Annotated in this window: 9 protein-coding genes; 4 read left to right on the top strand and 5 right to left on the bottom strand. The window is 70.5% G+C overall.

The genetic code is table 11. The annotated features are described in order from the left end of the window. Window positions 1-2 precede the first annotated feature (2 nt). Window positions 3-653: a response regulator transcription factor gene (locus tag TTY48_RS09505; protein ID WP_220657265.1), complete on the bottom strand. Its 651-nt coding sequence runs from the start codon at window positions 651-653 to the stop codon at window positions 3-5. 175 nt (window positions 654-828) lie between these two features. On the opposite strand from TTY48_RS09505, the gene TTY48_RS09510 reads away from it, so the two are divergent. The 4 genes from TTY48_RS09510 to TTY48_RS09525 all read left to right on the top strand — a co-directional run bounded on the left by TTY48_RS09510 (window position 829) and on the right by TTY48_RS09525 (window position 5,900). After that, window positions 829-1,788 carry an acyl-ACP desaturase gene (locus TTY48_RS09510; RefSeq protein ID WP_220657266.1) on the top strand — a complete coding sequence of 320 codons (960 nt, stop codon included), beginning with the start codon at window positions 829-831 and terminating at the stop codon, window positions 1,786-1,788. Between the two features lie 10 nt (window positions 1,789-1,798). Next, window positions 1,799-2,479 carry a TIGR00266 family protein gene (locus tag TTY48_RS09515; RefSeq protein WP_220657267.1) on the top strand — a complete coding sequence of 227 codons (681 nt, stop codon included), beginning with the start codon at window positions 1,799-1,801 and terminating at the stop codon, window positions 2,477-2,479. 111 nt (window positions 2,480-2,590) lie between these two features. Then, window positions 2,591-4,393 (top strand): BCCT family transporter, encoded by a 1,803-nt coding sequence (locus tag TTY48_RS09520; RefSeq protein ID WP_220657268.1) that lies wholly within the window; start codon window positions 2,591-2,593, stop codon window positions 4,391-4,393. A 19-nt stretch (window positions 4,394-4,412) separates the two neighbouring features. Then, a complete protein-coding gene (locus tag TTY48_RS09525; RefSeq protein WP_220657269.1) occupies window positions 4,413-5,900 on the top strand; it encodes a carboxylesterase/lipase family protein in 1,488 nt (495 codons plus the stop codon). On the opposite strand, the gene TTY48_RS09530 is transcribed toward TTY48_RS09525, so the two are convergent. The 4 genes from TTY48_RS09530 to TTY48_RS09545 all read right to left on the bottom strand — a co-directional run bounded on the left by TTY48_RS09530 (window position 5,897) and on the right by TTY48_RS09545 (window position 16,555). After that, a complete protein-coding gene (locus tag TTY48_RS09530; RefSeq protein WP_220657270.1) occupies window positions 5,897-6,418 on the bottom strand; it encodes an N-acetyltransferase in 522 nt (173 codons plus the stop codon). The genes TTY48_RS09525 and TTY48_RS09530 overlap by 4 nt on opposite strands. A gap of 35 nt (window positions 6,419-6,453) precedes the next feature. Continuing rightward, window positions 6,454-9,792 carry an arabinosyltransferase domain-containing protein gene (locus TTY48_RS09535; RefSeq protein ID WP_220657271.1) on the bottom strand — a complete coding sequence of 1,113 codons (3,339 nt, stop codon included), beginning with the start codon at window positions 9,790-9,792 and terminating at the stop codon, window positions 6,454-6,456. After that, a complete protein-coding gene (locus TTY48_RS09540; protein ID WP_220657272.1) occupies window positions 9,792-13,187 on the bottom strand; it encodes an arabinosyltransferase domain-containing protein in 3,396 nt (1,131 codons plus the stop codon). Before TTY48_RS09540 ends, TTY48_RS09535 begins: the two co-directional genes overlap by 1 nt. Window positions 13,188-13,300: 113 nt before the next feature. Then, complete coding sequence (locus TTY48_RS09545; protein ID WP_255585602.1) at window positions 13,301-16,555, bottom strand: arabinosyltransferase domain-containing protein; 3,255 nt, start codon at window positions 16,553-16,555, stop codon at window positions 13,301-13,303. Between the last annotated feature and the right edge of the window lie 78 nt (window positions 16,556-16,633).

The following is a 16,633-nucleotide window of genomic DNA, read 5'->3' on the forward strand; positions in this document are numbered from 1 at the left end:
GGTCACGGCCGGGGCCCACGGGATTCGCGCCACTGCGCCGCACGCAGCGCGGCCTGCACTCGGTTCTCCACGCCCAGTTTCGCCAGCACCCCGGTCACGTGGTTGCGGACCGTCTTCTCCGCCAGGAACATCCGGTCGGCGATCTGTTTGTTCGACAATCCCTCCCCGAGGAGTTCGAGCACCGCCTCCTCCTGGCCGGTGAGGCCCGCACGGGCGGGGGAGGGGATGCGGTCGGCGTCGCGGATCCGTTGCAGCACACGGGTGGTGCTCGCGGAATCGAGCAGCGATCCGCCCGCCGCCACCGTGGCGATCGCCGTGACCAGCTCACTGCCGCGGATCTGCTTGAGCACGTAGCCCTGTGCTCCGGCGGTGATCGCGTCCAGCAGGGCCTGATCGTCGGAGTAGGAGGTGAGCACCAGGCAGGGGAGCCGCGGATCGCGCTCGCGCAGCGCGCGGATCAGGTCGATCCCGGAACCGTCGGGCAGGCGCACATCGACCACCGCGACCTGTGGCGCGACCGCGGGAATGCGGGCCAGCGCCGCGCGCACCGTGGCCGCCTCGCCCACCACCCGGTGAGTTCCGTCCGAGGTCAGCAGGTCGGTCAGGCCCCGGCGGACGATCTCGTGATCGTCGACGAGGAAGACGGTGGCCATGACGTCCAGGATAGGCCCGCGGCGCACCGTCGGACCGCCCACCGGGACATATGTACCGGGAGCCGATGACCGACGTCCCCGTTCGCGGTATCGCCGCGCCCCGAAGGACTTCGGGACGCCGCGGGGGACGGGACGCCCTGGCCCGCCGGGGCGCCGGCCGGAAGCATCGACAACCATGACCGACTTGACCGACCTGGAACTGCTGCACGAGCTCGCGGGAACCGCGGAGACGGAGGTCGACCGGCACCTGCGGCACGCCGTCGACTGGCATCCCCACGACTACGTGCCGTGGAGCCGCGGCCGGGACTTCGCCGCACTGGGCGGCACGGACTTCGAGGAATCCGATTCCGATCTGTCGCCGGTCGCGCGCGCCGCCCTGACGATGAACCTGCTCACCGAGGACAACCTGCCCAGCTACCACCGCGAGATCGCCGAGAACTTCTCCCTGGACGGTGCGTGGGGCTACTGGGTGCACCGGTGGACCGCCGAGGAGGCCCGGCACTCGATCGTCTTGCGCGACTATCTGACGGTGACCCGCGGTGTGGACCCGGTGGAGCTGGAGGAACTGCGGATGACGCAGATGCAGCACGGCTTCGCCCCGGGCATGAACTCGATGCTGCTGTCGGTGAGCTACGTGACCTTCCAGGAGCTCGCCACCCGGATCAGCCACCGCAACACCGCCGCGGTCTGCGCGGATCCGATCGCCGAGCGGATGCTGGGCCGCGTCGCCGCCGACGAGAACCTGCACATGCTCTTCTACCGCAACATCCTCTCGGCGGCGATCGACCTGGCGCCGGAGCAGGCCCTGGCCGCGGTGTACACGGTGCTCACCAACTTCCAGATGCCCGGCGCGGCGCTGCCGCACTTCCGGCGCGACGCCGTGCTGATGGCGAAGAACGGGATCTACGACCTGCGTCAGCATCGCGATTCCGTGGTGGTCCCGGTGCTCCGGACCTGGAATCTCTTCGATCGCACCGATCTCACCGGAGAGGCGGGCCGGATGCGCGATCTGATCTGCGATTTCACGGACGAGCTCGATGCCAAGGCGGTGCGCTTCGAGGAGTCGCGCGACCGCGCTCTGGCCCGTGATGCGGCGCGGCGTGAACGCGGCACCGTCGCCTCCGGCGTGCGCTAGATTCCTCCGCATGCAGGTACAGCTCCGGCACAACCCGTCGTTCACCATGGCGCGCTGCCATCTCGCGCCGAACGAGCCGATGACCATCGAATCGGGCGCCATGGTGGCCCACTCGGCCGGAATGCATCTGCAATCGCAGGCCCAGGGCGGCATCATGCAGGGCCTCAAGCGCAGCCTGCTCTCCGGCGAGTCCTTCTTCGTCTCCACCTTCACCGCCCCGCCCACCGGCGGCTGGGTCGATATCGCCGGCACCCTGCCCGGCGATATCGCGACCCTGCAGATCCAGCCGGACCGTCCCTTCTACATCACCCGCGGCGGCTGGCTGGCCAGCTCGTACGGCGTGCAGACCGCCGCCCAGTTCGGTGGCGCCAAGACCTTCTTCGGCGGCGAGGGTGCCTTCGGCCTGCAGGCCTCCGGCCAGGGCGAGGTGCTGGTGGCCTGTTACGGCGCGATCGACGTGATCGACCTCAAGCCCGGCGAACAGGTGGTCATCGACACCGGCCACGTGGTCGCGTACGACCTGAGCATGCAGTTCGCCATGCGCCGCGCCGTCCAGGGCAAGTGGATCCAGTCGGCCAAATCGGGCGAGGGCATGGTCTTCGAGTTCACCGGACCGGGTCGCGTGCTGCTGCAGACCCGCAACCCCCGTGGGCTCGAGGGATGGGTGCGTTCGGTCGTACCATCGGCCTGATCACATTTGCTTCGAACCTCAAAGCGCCGCAGTCTAGTTCGACCATCTGTGCTGGGTACGGCTTTGCACGAGATTTGGTACTGCCCGTATCCCGTGTGATCTAGTGGGTTCATGGCTACTGTTACTAACGAGACAGGAAACCATCACCGGACTGACTGGGTCGTTTTCGGTGTGGCGGGCGCCGCGGTGTTGGCGTTCGTCGTGTGGGGTTTCCTCGATTCGGATGGGTTGAAGCAGACGACCTCCGATGTCCTTCACTGGATCATTACTGATTTGGGCTGGCTGTTCCTGATTTCGGCCACCCTGTTCGTTCTCTTCGCGGCCTACCTGGCCCTCTCCCGATACGGGAAGATTCCGCTCGGCCGCGACGGCGAGCAACCCGAATACAAGACGGTCTCCTGGATCGCCATGATGTTCAGCGCCGGCATGGGCATCGGCCTGATGTTCTACGGCGCCGCCGAGCCGATCTCGCATTTCGTCACGGCGCCGCCCGGCACCTCCAGCCACGACGTGGCGGTTGCCATGGCCACCACGATGTTCCACTGGGGCTTCCACCCGTGGGCCATCTACGCGGTGGTCGGACTGGCCATCGCCTACAGCACCTACCGGTGCGGCCGGAACCAACTGATCAGCTCCGTCTTCGCCCCGATCTTCAACCGCACCGGCGGACACGGCGTGGGCGGCCGGATCATCGACATCCTGGCCATCTTCGCCACGCTCTTCGGCACCACCGCCTCGCTGGGTCTCGGCGCCGCGCAGGTGGGCGCAGGCATCAAGGAGCTGGGCTGGGTCGACAACGGCTCCAGCACGATGCTGCTGGTGGCCATCATCGCCATCCTGACGCTGGCCTTCGTGGCCTCCGCGGTCTCGGGCATCGCCAAGGGCATCCAGTGGCTCTCCAACACCAACATGGTGCTGGCCCTGGTGCTCGCGGTCTTCGTCTTCGTGGTGGGCCCCACTGTGTTCATCCTGAACCTGCTGCCCACCACCATGGGCTCCTATCTCGCGGACTTCATGACCATGTCGGCCCGGTCCGCGGCGAACCAGCCGGAGGCCGGCGAGTGGCTCGCCACGTGGAGCATCTTCTACTGGGCGTGGTGGGTCAGCTGGACCCCGTTCGTGGGACTCTTCCTGGCCAAGATCTCCAAGGGCCGCACCATCCGCGAGTTCGTGATCGGCGTGATGTGTGTTCCCACGTTGGTCTCGCTGGTGTGGTTCGTCATCTTCGGCGGCACCGCGATCAACCAAGAACAGGCGGGCCTGGGCGTCAGCAAGGCCCCCGATTCCGAGAGCCTGCTGTTCGGGGTGCTCGGGAACCTGCCGTGGACCACGCTCACCACCGTCCTGGTGGTGGTCCTGGTCGGCATCTTCTTCGTCTCCGGTGCGGATTCGGCGTCCATCGTGATGGGCACGCTCTCGCAACGCGGCACCGAGGAACCGAGCCGGATGATCACCGTCTTCTGGGGCGTGCTCACCGGCGGTGTCGCCGCGCTGCTCCTGTGGGCCAGCGGAGACGATGCGCTGGAGGGCATCAAGACGATGGCCATCATCGCGGCGCTCCCCTTCCTGGTGGTGATGTTGGGCATGTGCGTGGCACTGATGATGGATCTGTGGCACGACCCGCTGATCGTGGCGGAGCGCGCGCGTCGCGACGATCTGGGGCTGCGCGTGCGGGTTCACGCCAACACCCTTGCCGTGACCGATGATTCGACCGATGTGCTGCCCTCGGAGGAGGTGCCGGTATACGTGGACGGCGAGGTCCCGGAGGACCTGTACCTGCCCGCCCACACCGGCGAGATGGTGGCGGTGGAGGTCTACGAGGCGGACGCCGAGAACGATGCGGCGGCCCGTAAGACCGTGGAGGCCAGCGGCGATGTGCGCGTGGTTATCACGAAGGGCGACCAGAAGCCCTAGCGTCCGGCACGATGAGGGTATGGACGTGATCGTCGATACCCGCACCGGCCGCCTGCGCGGCGACGCCCGCGAGGGCGTGACCCGATTCCTCGGGATCCCGTACGCCGCACCGTTCGACGGCGCCGGGTGGTTCCTTCCAGCGGAGCCCCCGGCGCCGTGGTCCGGTGTGCGGGACGCACTCGTCCTCGGCCCGACGGTGCCCAAACCCGGCTACCAGGGGCCCGTGGCCGAGATCCTCACGGCCGAGCCCGACTTCCCGGGTCCGGAATGCCTCAACCTCAACGTGTGGACCCCCGACGTCGCCGGCAGCGCGCCGGTCTTCGTGTGGATCCACGGCGGCGCCTTCCGCAACGGCAGCGGCCGCAGCCCCTACTACGACGGCGCCGCCTTCGCCCGGGACGGCGTCGTGTGCGTCACCCTCAACTACCGGCTCGGCGCTCTCGGCTTCCTCGACACCGGCGACGAGCACACCAATCTCGGCCTGCGCGACCAGCTCGCCGCGCTGCGCTGGGTGCAGGACAACATCGCGGCCTTCGGCGGCGACCCGGCGCGCGTCACCGTGGCCGGTGAATCCGCGGGCGGTATGAGCGTGGGCTCGCTGCTCGGCTCCCCGCACGCGGAGGGCCTGTTCGGGCAGGCCGTCCTGCAGAGCGGCGCCGGCCACCACGCCCTCACCCGGGAGACCGCGCAGACGGTGACCCGCGCCCTCGCAGCGAAACTGGGCATCGAGCCCACCCGCGAGGCCTTCGCCGGTGTGCCCGATAACGAGCTGATCTCCGCGTCCACCGCCCTCGATGCGGAGATCCAGGCGAACCCCGATCCGGCGGTGTGGGGCGAGCTCACCACCAACGTGATGATCTTCGAGCCCGTGATCGACGGCGATGTGGTGCCCCGGTTGCCGATCGAATCCATCCGCGCCGGTGCCGGTTCCGGCGTGCGGGTCCTGGTGGGCGCGAACGCCGACGAGGCGCTGTTCTTCCTCGTCCCGGGCGGGCTCATCGACTACCTGCCCGAGCAGGCGTTGGAACCCACCGCCGCCAAGTACGGCCTGCCCGATCCGGCCGGTGCGGTCGCGGCGTACCGGGCCGTCGAACCGGATGCGGCCCCGGGCACCATCTTCGCGCGCATCATGGCCGACTGGTTCTTCGGCATCCCCGCCGTCCGGATCGCCGAGGCCCGCACCGGCGGCGCCGACACCTTCGTCTACCGATTCGACGAGCCGTCCACCGCCCTGGGCGGCCGGCTCGGTGCCTGCCACGCCGTCGAACTCGCCTTCGTCTTCGACAACCTCGCCGCCGAGGGCGTCACGAACCTCACCGGACCCGCGCCCTCGCAGGAGGTCGCCGACGAGACGCACGCCGCGTGGGTGCGCTTCACGCGCGGCGACGATCCGGGCTGGGCGCCCTACGGCGCCGAACGCACGGTCCGCGTCTTCGGCGGGCCGCACGACGGCGTCGTCACCGACCCCGGCGCCGGTATCCGCGCCCTCTGGGACGGCGTCCGCTAGCCGTCCTGCGCGGGCCGGTACATCGGGATCAGTTCGGGGCCGCCCGACAGCCGGATCGGCTGCAGCGGTTCGAAACCGTGGCGCTGGTACAGCGGCACGTTCCGCGGGTTGCTGGACTCCAGGTAGGCGGGACCGGAAACCCGTGCGAGGCCGCGCTCGATCAGCGCGGAGCCGATGCCGCGGCCCGGGGTGACGGCGCCGAGCGTGGACAGGTACCAGTGCGGCTCCTTCGGCCGCCGCTCCAGGATGGCGCTCACCAGGCGGCTACCGCGCCGCAGACCCGTGCCGACACCCGCGAGGAGCACCGGCAGCGAGGCGATCTGCCGCAGCGCCGGCGGCTCGTAGCCCGGCGGATCCCAGTAGGCGGCGCCCACCATCGCCCCGTCCTCGTACAGCACGTCACCGGAGCCCGGTGCACCGTGCGAGGCCAGGTACATCCCGGCGAAGGTGATCCGATCGGCGAACCGCCGCGGCTGCACCCAGCGCAGCACCGGATCGTCGGCGAAGGCGCGGGCCATCACGGCCAGCGAGGGCGCGACGGTGCGCGCCTCCGTCAGTAGTTCGCCGACCGCATCGGACCGGGCGTGTACCAGCCGTTGCGAGTGGTGGTCCCCAACTCCAACTGCGCGGGCTCGGCCTTCGTCCACGGCGTGAACTTGGTGATCGTGCCCCAATCCATCGCCCACTTGTTCTGCAGGTAACTCGGCACGACCTGCTCGTGGTACATCGCGTCGGTCACGCCCAGCGGGCCGCCGGTCTTCCAGCCCTGCCACGTGTTCGAGGTCGAGATGGTGGCGCCCACATCCGGCGAGACCCGGTACTCGGGCCGCTCGAAGACGCCGTTCACCGCCCGCGTCTGGTGTTGGCACGGGAAGGCGAAGGCCACCATGAAGTCCAGCGCCACCACGGTGTCGCGGCCGAAGACCTCCTGCGCGGTGCGCATCGTGGTCATGCGCGGCGGAGTGAACGCGATCGCATCGGGCGACGGGACCGGATCGTCGACCACCACGCGCACCGTGTTCGTCCCGGCCGGGAGATCGGCCGTGGGGAACCGCAGGTTGCGCCAGTTGTTGTTGCTCCAGGCGTCGATCGGCACGAACCGGCCGAGCGGCTGCACGCCGCCGTCGGGCGCCCGCCGGCCGGCTTCCAGGAACAGGGTCCGGCCGTCGCGCTTGACGCCGTTCAGTCCGGTGGCCGCCACGGGTCCGACCACGGACAGCGTGACCAGCGGGGTGCGGTCGGTGATCTGTCCCAGGGCGTACCAGTCGGTGGTCACGTTCGCGAGGCCCGGTGCCCCCGCGCTGCCGATCACCGGCGTGGTGGCGGGGTTCAGGCCGAAGGGCAGGGGGACGCCGTCGGTCTTGAAGTCCGGATTGCGCTTGCCGCCGGGAACTTCCGGCACGTCCTGATTCGTGACATCGGTGTTGTGCCCGGGGTTCGACTTCACCGGCGAGGCCCACCCGGGAACGCCGTTGAGCGTGAATCCCGTGGACCGCCCGCTGAGGGCCTGCGCCGCCGCGGGCACGGAACCGTCGGGCCGCGGTGCGGGCCGCAACTGTCCGCCGTTCGGGTCCTGCTCCATCAGCACGTAGTTCGCCATCGAGCAGGTGTCACCCTGCAGCGCACGGGCGTTCGAGGCGCCCCAGGAGAAGCTGCCGCGCTGTGAATACACGCCCTTGGCCACGGTGGTCACGTCGAACAGCACCACCAGCATGGTGAGGATCGCCAGCGTGGGGATGGCCCGCGAGTTCGCCCGCGTGGGCTCGGGCAGGTAGTCCCTGCGGTAGTGCAGCCACAGGCCGTACAGGGCAGTACCCACCGACATCACGAACAGCACCCAAGAGAACTGCACGCCGAACAGCTCGGGAGGCATGTTGTTCCACGGGATCCCGTACGTACCCGCCCAGTAGTAGCCGTTGCGCGAGGAGAACGAGATCGCGGCCACGAACAGTGCCGCCGCGGCGAAGAAGACGCGATTGCGCTTCGACCGCATCATCGGCGTCATGGTGAGTGTGGCGGCCACAGCGGCGATCCCGGCGGCGTAGCCCGCGTACAGGCCGAGGTGGTGCGTCCACTTGGTGGGGGTGAAGGCCAGCATCACGATGGTGGCGAAGAAGACCGCCATCAGGCGCCACACCGGGCCCGAGGAGATCCCCGCCGGGCGCTTGCGCCGCAACATGAAGGTGAGCACGGTGAACAGGCACAGGAAGGCCGTGAGCACGCCGATCCGGCGGATCACCGAGCCGTCCTCGGTCTCGAGCATCAGGTAGTAGTACCGGACACCCTCCTCGTACCACTCCAGCGTGGGACCGGTGACCTTCTTGACATCGATCGCCTCGCGGAGCGCAGCGAAAGTGGGCGTGAAGAAGGCGTAGAACAGGTACGCCATACCCGAGGCGAGGATCGGCGCGATCAGCGGCACCAGTCCATCACGCTTGCGGCGCTTGATGACCCGCGTGACGATCTGCCGCGATGCGGCGAGCAGAGCCGCCACGGCGATCAGGCCGCCCGGCGCTGCGCCCACGCACAGTGCGGCCGACGGCACGGCGATCGCCACCGGCAGCAGCCTGCCCGTGGCGATGGCGCGCTCCACCGACACCCAGGTGAGCAGCGAGAAGAAGACCACCGCGGGCTCGGGGCGCAGACCGTTGTTGAGCGGCAGCCAGATCAGCAGGAAGCCGCCCGCACCGGCCCACAGCGCGGCGGGGTTGTTCCGCACCGCGCGGCCCAACCGCGGGATCATCTCGCGGGAGATCACCAGCCAGGTCAACAGGCCGAACACCAACCCGGGCAGCCGCATCGCCGGCGCCGCGGTGGTGAAGTGCGAGATCGCGGTGAACAGGTAGTCGTTCCACCCCACCGGGTTCTCCGGCACACCGAAGCTGCGGAAGTAGTTGATCATGTAGCCGCTGTACTTCGCCTGCGTGGCCATCGTGATCTGGTAGCCGTCATCGGAGGTGTTCGGCCCGATCAGCCACCAGATGCCCAGCACACCGATCACCGTGAAATCCACCGGCCGCGGGCGCAGCCAGCCCTGCGGCATGAACCGGATGTGACCGCGGCCGTCGCGCATGTCCACGAAACCCAGCGCCACGAGCGCGAGGATCGTGGACGCCACGCCCACGATGATCGCGAGCAGCTTCAGCGTGGACGGCGAGGTGTTGAACCGGGTATCGATCTGCGTCGTGACGTCGATACCGGCGACCGGGGTCGACTCCGGCAGATCCGTGTAGAAGCCGGTGATCTGCGGCCGCAGGTTCGGATCGGCCACCGTGTTCGAGAGCTGGTTGGAGGTCTGCGCTCCCGCCGGCATGCCGGTGAACTCGGCCGTCGTCGCCTCGGGCGTCGAGACGAAGCGGATCGCGCAGCCCGCGCCCGCGCGCGCCACATCGGCGCGGTTCGCGGTGGCCAGCGCCACATCACGATCGGCGATGAGCACGTTCTGCGCATCCGCGCGGATCACCAGGCCCTGCAGGCCCGGCCGCGGACCGTCGCTGGGCAGCGTGCGCAGCAGCGTGCCGCCCTGCGCCGGGAGCTGATCCACGACGGAGCACGGCAGCGTGACGTCGAGGCGGATCGGCGCATAGGAGACCAACGGAGCGTCGACGTTCGCGACCTTGCCGTTCTGCGGCCAATTCACCGCCGCGGTGTTCTCCTCGACCGGCAGGAAGGGCGTGAGGATCGCCAGGATGAAGCCCAGCAGGCCGGCCACCGCGGCGACGATCCGCCACTTCCCGTAGCGCTGCTCCGCCGGCAGCGTCGACGTCGGCTTCGAAGGCGGTGTCGGAGGCGGGGTCGAAGGTGCCTTCGACGGCGGTGTCGGCGCGGCGGCCTTCTTCGGTGCGTCCCCGTCCTTGCCCGACGGCGAGGAGGTCGAATTCTCGCTGGTCATCAGTTCCTCACCGTCTGGTTCGTCAGGGCGCGGATCGGGCCCTCGCGCCACAGCCCGGACCGCGTCTGCGTCCCGACCGTCAGATCCGCGGCGGGGGCGTCGGCGGCGATGGGGGTGTACTGCTGCAGCTCACCCCAGTCCCGGGTCAGATCGCCCGTCATGAAGGTCGGCAGCGTGGTCGTCCTGAGCAGCGTGTCCGGCACGGTCAGCAGGCCGCCGGCCTCGCGGGCCTGCCACGTCGACGAGGTCGACAGGGCGTCCTTGCGCGTCGGCAGGATGCGCCACTTGGGCACCTCGTAGGTACCGTTGCGGATCGCCATCGGCCGCTGGCACGGGAACTGCTGGCCCACCAGCAGATCCAGCAGCACCGGGTCCTGCTTGCCCACCACGTCCTGCAGCGTGCGCAGGCGCGGCGCGCGCGGCGGCGTGACCGCCACCCACTGCTGCTCGCCCAGGTTCGGATCGCGCACGTGGATGCGCACCACGTTCGCGGTCGGCGGGATCGCGTCCATCGGCACCCGCAGGTTCCGCCAGGGCTTGTTCGGGCCCGGATCGATCGGATCCAGCACGCCCTGCGCGCCCAGCGAACCGTCGGGACGGCGCTCCGCCCACTCCAAGGTCACGGGCTGGCCGTACTCCTTCTTGCCGGTCGGACCGACCGAGGAGATCGCGCCCGAGGCCGCGAAAGCCACCAGCGGGCGATCCGCCGAGCGGGCCGGCAGCGTGTACCAATCGCTGAACAGCTCGGCGGGCACCGTGTTCTGGCCGTACGAGCCCACGACCGGCGTGCGGGCCGGATCCAGGCCGAAGGGGAGCGCGGCGGTGCTGCCGTTGATGGTCCGCGGTCCGCGCCCGCCGCCCGTCCCGGCGGTCGCCGCCGTGGAAGTGAAGGGCTGGGTGATCGGCGAGGCCATGTTGATCTGGCCGGGCGCCGAGCTGATCGCCAGCGGCTTGAGCTCGTCGGGCAGACCGTCGGGCAGGAAGCCGTGGCTCGCGCTGCCGGTGAGCGCCTGCGCCGCCGGGCGGCCCTCCGCCGAGGGCAACAGGTCGGAGCTGGGATCGGTTTCCACCAGCACCTTCTCGGCCATGCCGCAGCTGTCGCCGCGCAGCGTGTCCAGGTTGCCCTTGGCCACGGTGTAGGTGGACGGGTTCGAGACCATCGCCTTCGCGAAGATCGCACCCTCGCCCAGCACCAGCAGGCCGAGCACCACCACGAGCGGCAGCGAGGCCAGCTGGAGCCGGCGCCGGGCCCGCCGGGCACCGTCCTGGTCCGCATGGGTGTGCGTGGCCAGCTCGGCGTCATCGGCGTTCACCAGATCGCCGTCGGCCAGGCCGCCCTCGCCGCGCCGGCGGAAGTCCATCCGGAAGTGCTGCCACGCGGCCAGCGCGCCCGCGACGAAGGCGAGGTCACGGAACACCGTGCTGAACGTGAGGCCCGCGACCTCGGGCTGCCGGTCGAACCACGGCACGCCCCACGGGTACGGCCACGGCCACAGGTTGAAGCCCGCGAAGGCCGCGGCGAGCGCGAACAGCATGCCGCACAGGAAGAACGTGAAGTTGCGGACCGAGGTGCGCGCGGCCTCCACGACCGCCACCGTGGTCACGGCGGCCAGGGCCGCGGCGAGTCCGGCGTACACACCGAAGTGGATCGTCCACTTGGTCGGCGTCAGCGAGAGCAGCGCCGCCCCGATGAACACCGCACCCACCAGGCGCCACACCGGACCCGGATCGATCCGCGGAATCCGCTTGCTGCGCAACATCACGAACAGCGCCACGAACAGGCACATGATGAACAGGTACACCGGCACCCGGCGCACCAGCGAACCGTCCGTGGTCTCCACGGTGAGGAAGAAGTAGCGCAGGTACTCCTGCGTCCACGGCGCCACCGGACCCACCTCCAGGCGGATCCGGATCGCCTCGGCCACCGACGCGAGCGATTGGTCGCGGAAGGCGATCGGCACGATCACCGCACCCGCGGCGAGGATCGGGAGGACCAGTGCGGCGATCCCCGCCTCGTTCCGGCGCGCCACGATCACGCGCAGCACCGCCGCCGACGAGGCCAGCAGCAGCGCCACCGCGACCACGCCCTGCGGCGCGAGGCCCAGCGTCATCCCCGCCGCCAGGGCGGCGATCGCGGCCGGAAGCAGGCGCCGCGTGGCCACGGCCCGCTCCACCGCCGCCCAGGTCACGATGGTGCCGAGCACGATGATCGGCTCCGAGCGCAGGCCCGAGTTCATCGGGAACCAGAAGGCCAGCAGCATCGCCCCGGCGGTCCAGGTGGCCACCGGATAGCGGCGGATACCCGGACCCAGCCGCGGCAGCAGCACCCGGGAGAGCAGGAACCACACGGCGATGCCCGCGAGCAGCGCGGGGATCCGCATCCACAGCGCGTTGGCGCTGATCGAACCCCACTGCGCGAGGAAGCTGTAGTACCAATCGAAGGGCGCCTCGGGGGCACCGAAGAAGCGGTAGTAGTTCGGGGTGTAACCGGCCTCCGAAGCGACCTTGCCCATCGACAGGATGTAGCCGTCGTCGGAGCCGCCGCCGCCGAGGAAGGTCCACAGCACCAGGCCGCCCACCACGGCCACGTCGACCGGCCGGGGCCGCAGGATCTGCTTCCAGCCGCGGCTGGGGGCCCGGCGGTGGTAGCCGTAGCCCCGGTCCAGCAGCCACAGGGCGATCAACGAGGCCAGCACGCACAGCAGGCCCAGCGCGATCGCCAGCGCCTTCACGGGCGAGGGCGCGAGCTCGAACCGGGTGTCGATCTCGGCGTGCGCGCGGAGCCCGGGTTCGGCCGCGGCGACCTGCGCGGGCGTGAGATCGGTGAAGACGCCGCCCATCACCGGTCGGTTCTCCGTGGCCGTGGTCCCGGCCACGTCGGTGCCCTCGAACCGGGCGCCCACCTCAGCCGGGTTCGACCACACCTGCAGCTGCGCGCAGCCGCGCAGCCGGTCCATCGGGGCCGCGGCGATCACCGCGTTGCGGGAGGCCACCGTCACCGACTGCGCGGGACCGGGGGCGCCCACCGAGACACTCAGCCCCAGCTCGCGGGACTGTGAGGTGCCGATCGGCAGCGTCGACAGGGCGACCCCGCCCTTCGCGGCGAGCTCGGTGAACACCGAGCACGGCACCGTCGCGGTGAAGTTCGCGGGCGACTGCGTCACCAGCGAGGCGGTGACATCGGCACTCGTCGCGCCGGGCCGCGCCTGCGGCCAATCGAGGCCGGCGGTGGCCTGCTTCACCGGCAACAGCGGGGTCAGCAGGCAGAGCAACAGGCCGACCACACCCGCGGCGAGCGCCACGAGACGGGCGAGCCGCACCCGCGACTGCCCATCGGGCTGCGGGGTGGGCTGCGGGTCGGGCTCCCGGTCGGAGCGCGAAGTAGGCACGGACACGGATGCTCATGGTATTCGAGACACCGCGAATCTCCGCCTTCCGGCCCGCCTACGTGCGGATTCGTTCAGCGGATTCTCAGCCCGCGGTCCCCTCGGCGGTCAGGAACGGGCCGTCAGGAGTCCGTTTTGTCCTTCCGGATCGGGGCCTCCACATGGGTGCCCCACACGGTGCGGCTGCCCACCGTGAGATCGGCCGGCCGGGCCGGCGTGTACGGCGTCAGCCGCATCACCTCACCGAAGTCCTGCCCCAGGTCGCCCTTCAGATATGCGGGCACCTTCTCCTGCCGCAGCAGCATCTGGGTCCAGCCCACGGGACCGCCGCCGAGGGTGCCCTCCCACTCGGTGGTCACCGGCGACAGGTTCTGATCCGGCGTGATCCGCCACTGCGGCACCTCGGCGACGCCGTCGCGGTGCAGGAAGGGTCGCTGGCAGGTGAAGCTGAGACCGGACGTCCAGTCCACCAGCACCGGGTCCGTGGAACCGATCAGCTGCTGGGCGGTCACCAGCTTCGACATCCGGGGCGGCGTCACCGCCAGCCAGTGATCGATCGCGAGATCGTCGTCGATCGCCACCAGGCGCACGGCGGTCACCCCGTCGGGCAGGTCCGTGCGGGGCAGGCGCAGGTTCCGCCATGCGGGCTTGGGCCCGATGTCGATGAAGCCCTTCTTGCCCGCCACCGGCAGATCCGGGCCGGTGGGCGGCGCCGTCGTGTACTCGAGGTACAGCTCGTCGTCGGTGAATCGGCCGGCCGCCGACATGGTCAGCAGCGGGCGGTCGTCGCCCGTGGGCAGCGGGTACCACTGCGAGACGATCTTCGCCCGTTCCTGCTGCTCCGCCGAGTACGAGCCGAGCACGGGCGTGCGCGCCGGATCGAGGTCGTAGGGCAGCTTCATGTGCGAGCCGTTGATGCCGGCGCGGTCGGTGCGGCCCGAGGTGGTCTCCTGCGGCAGCCGGACCATCGCGTCCAGCGAGGTCGACGAGTCGTCGGTGCCCGACGAGGTGGTGGCGTTGATGACCGGCGGGACCCCGTCGGGCGTCACGCCGACGGTGCCCGGTCCGGCCAGGCCGCCACGGACGTCGCCGCCGATCGGGGTGAGCAGGCCGCCCGTGGCGTCCGGCTCGGTGAGCACGAAATCGGCCATGTTGCACTCCTCGCCCACCAGGGCCCGCAGGTTCCCCTTGCCGACCGAGTACGAGGAGAACTGGGTGAGCACCGTTGTCGCGGTGAGCGTTCCCACGCACAGCACCACCACCGCGCCCGAGGCCCAGGTGATCGGGGACTGCCGACCGAAGAAGCCGACGATGCGCGTGACGAGGGCGGGCGCGGGGGCCTGCTGCGGCTCGTGGAAGTGCAGCCATCCCGCGGCGAACACCGACAGCACGGAGGCCACGAAGAAGACGGTGCCGAGCGCGAGCACCGTCGAGGTGCCCCACGGGACGCCGTAGTTGCTGGCGTACCACCAGCCGTTGGGCCCGCTGAAGGAGAGCCCGAGGACGAAGAAGACCGAGGCCGCGGTGATCGCCCGGTTCCGGGGATTGCGCATCGCGACGGGGGCGATCGCCACGGCGGTGAGCGCGGCGAGGGCACCGGCGAGGCCGGCGAAGGCACCGAACTGGTGCGTCCATTTGGTGGGCGTGAACATCAGCAGCAGCAGCCCGCCGAAGGTCACGGCCACCACGCGGCGTCCGGGGCCGAGGCTGGTGCCCGGCACCCGGCCCTTGCGCAGCAGCACGGCACCGGCCAGCAGCAGGCACAACAGGGTGATCAGGACCGCGAACCGCCGGGCCACGCCGCCGTCGGCGGTGAACGTGAACAGTGCCGAGTAGCGGTCGATCTCGTTGTACCACTTCTTGGTGTCGACCACCGTGCCCACCGAGGACTGCATCGCGGTCTTGGCGAAGAAGGCCGCGGCGGTGAGCTTGGAGAAGATGATCGGCACCAGCAGCACCCCGCCCGCGAAGACGGGCGCGGCGTTGGCGATCAGGCCCAGCCGGAACCCGACGGGGCCGGTGCGGGCGCGGTGCAGGATCCGGCGCCCCACCGGGCGCACCCCCGCGAGCAGCGCCGCCACCGTCATGATCCCGGTCGGGCCGGCGGCCACCGTCCACCCGGCGACGATCGCGGCGGCCGCGAAGGGCAGCACCCGGCCCGTGGCGATGGCGCGTTCCACCGAGCACCAGGTCAGCAGCGCGCCGAGCGCGATCACCGGCTCCGGGCGCAGGCCGTTGTTGAAGGCCATCCAGTAGATGAGGAAGACGCCGCCCGCGGCCCACAGGGTGGTCGACGAGCGCGCCGCGCGGCCCAGCCGCGGCACCACCTCGCGGCTGATGATCAGCCACGTCGCGATGCCGCAGAGCAGGGCGGGCAGCCGCACCCAGGGGCTCGCGGGGCTGATGTCGTCCAGCCAGGCGAAGGCCTGGTAGTACCAGCCGAAGGGGGTCTCCGGCGCGCCGTACCAGCGGTAGTAGTTGGCGGTGTAGCCCGCTTCGCTCGCGGCGCGGGCCATGGTCAGGATGTAGCCGTCGTCGGAGGTGTTGGCGCCGATGAAGTGCCAGGCCGCCAGGACCGCGAGCACGGTGCTGTCCAGCTTGCTCGGCCGCCACCAGCCCTCGGGCAGCACCCGGCGGTGCCGACGGCCGTCGGCGGCCACATCGAGACGGTGCAGCGTCACCAGGCTCGCGAGGATCAGGCCCACGGCCAGCAGGATCGTGATCCACCGCAGGATCGACGGGGTGGTGGTGTAGCGGGTGTCGATCGTGGCGTGGAAGCGGATGGCGGTCTCGGCCGTCACCGGGCCGGTCAGCTGGGTGAACGCGCCCACGGTCTGCGGGCGGTAGTCGAATCCGTTCTCCTTGCCGCCGGCCAGCGGCGTACCGTCGGCGGCCTTGAGGCCGGTGACCTCCGCCTGCACCCGCTCGGCGTCGCCGGTGAAGACGATCTCGCCGCACGCGGGATTCGCGAGCTCGGAGACGGGCACGCTGAGCAGCGGTGTGTTGCGGACGATCACCTCGAGCCGGCGCTGCTCGGGCGGTGCGTCCGCGGCGCCGGCCACCGCGATCGACAGGCCGCGCCGCAGCGTGTCGGGGGAATCCACCGGACCGGTCGCCACCAGGGTGCCCACCCCGCCGGGGAGCCGGCCGACGGCCGAGCAGGGCACGCGCACGTCGAGCCGGTCGGGGACGTAGGACACCAGCGGCGCGGCGACGGACTCGAGCGTGCCGCGCTGCGGCCAGTCCAGGGCCGCCGTCGCCTGCTTGACGGGCATGAACGGCGTGAGGAGCGCGAACAGAACGCCCAGGACGCCGGTGAGGGCCGCCGTCCATGCGGTGGTGCGGGCGGCGCGCTGGGCCGTGGACGGTTCGGGCACTCAGCGATTCTAATCGTCGCCGCCGCACGGCCCGCCCGTACCGGTCTCGATGTCGCAATGACCACGAGAGCGGTCGCC

The organism is Tsukamurella sp. TY48 (assembly GCF_019656655.1).
GTDB lineage: Bacteria > Actinomycetota > Actinomycetes > Mycobacteriales > Mycobacteriaceae > Tsukamurella > Tsukamurella strandjordii.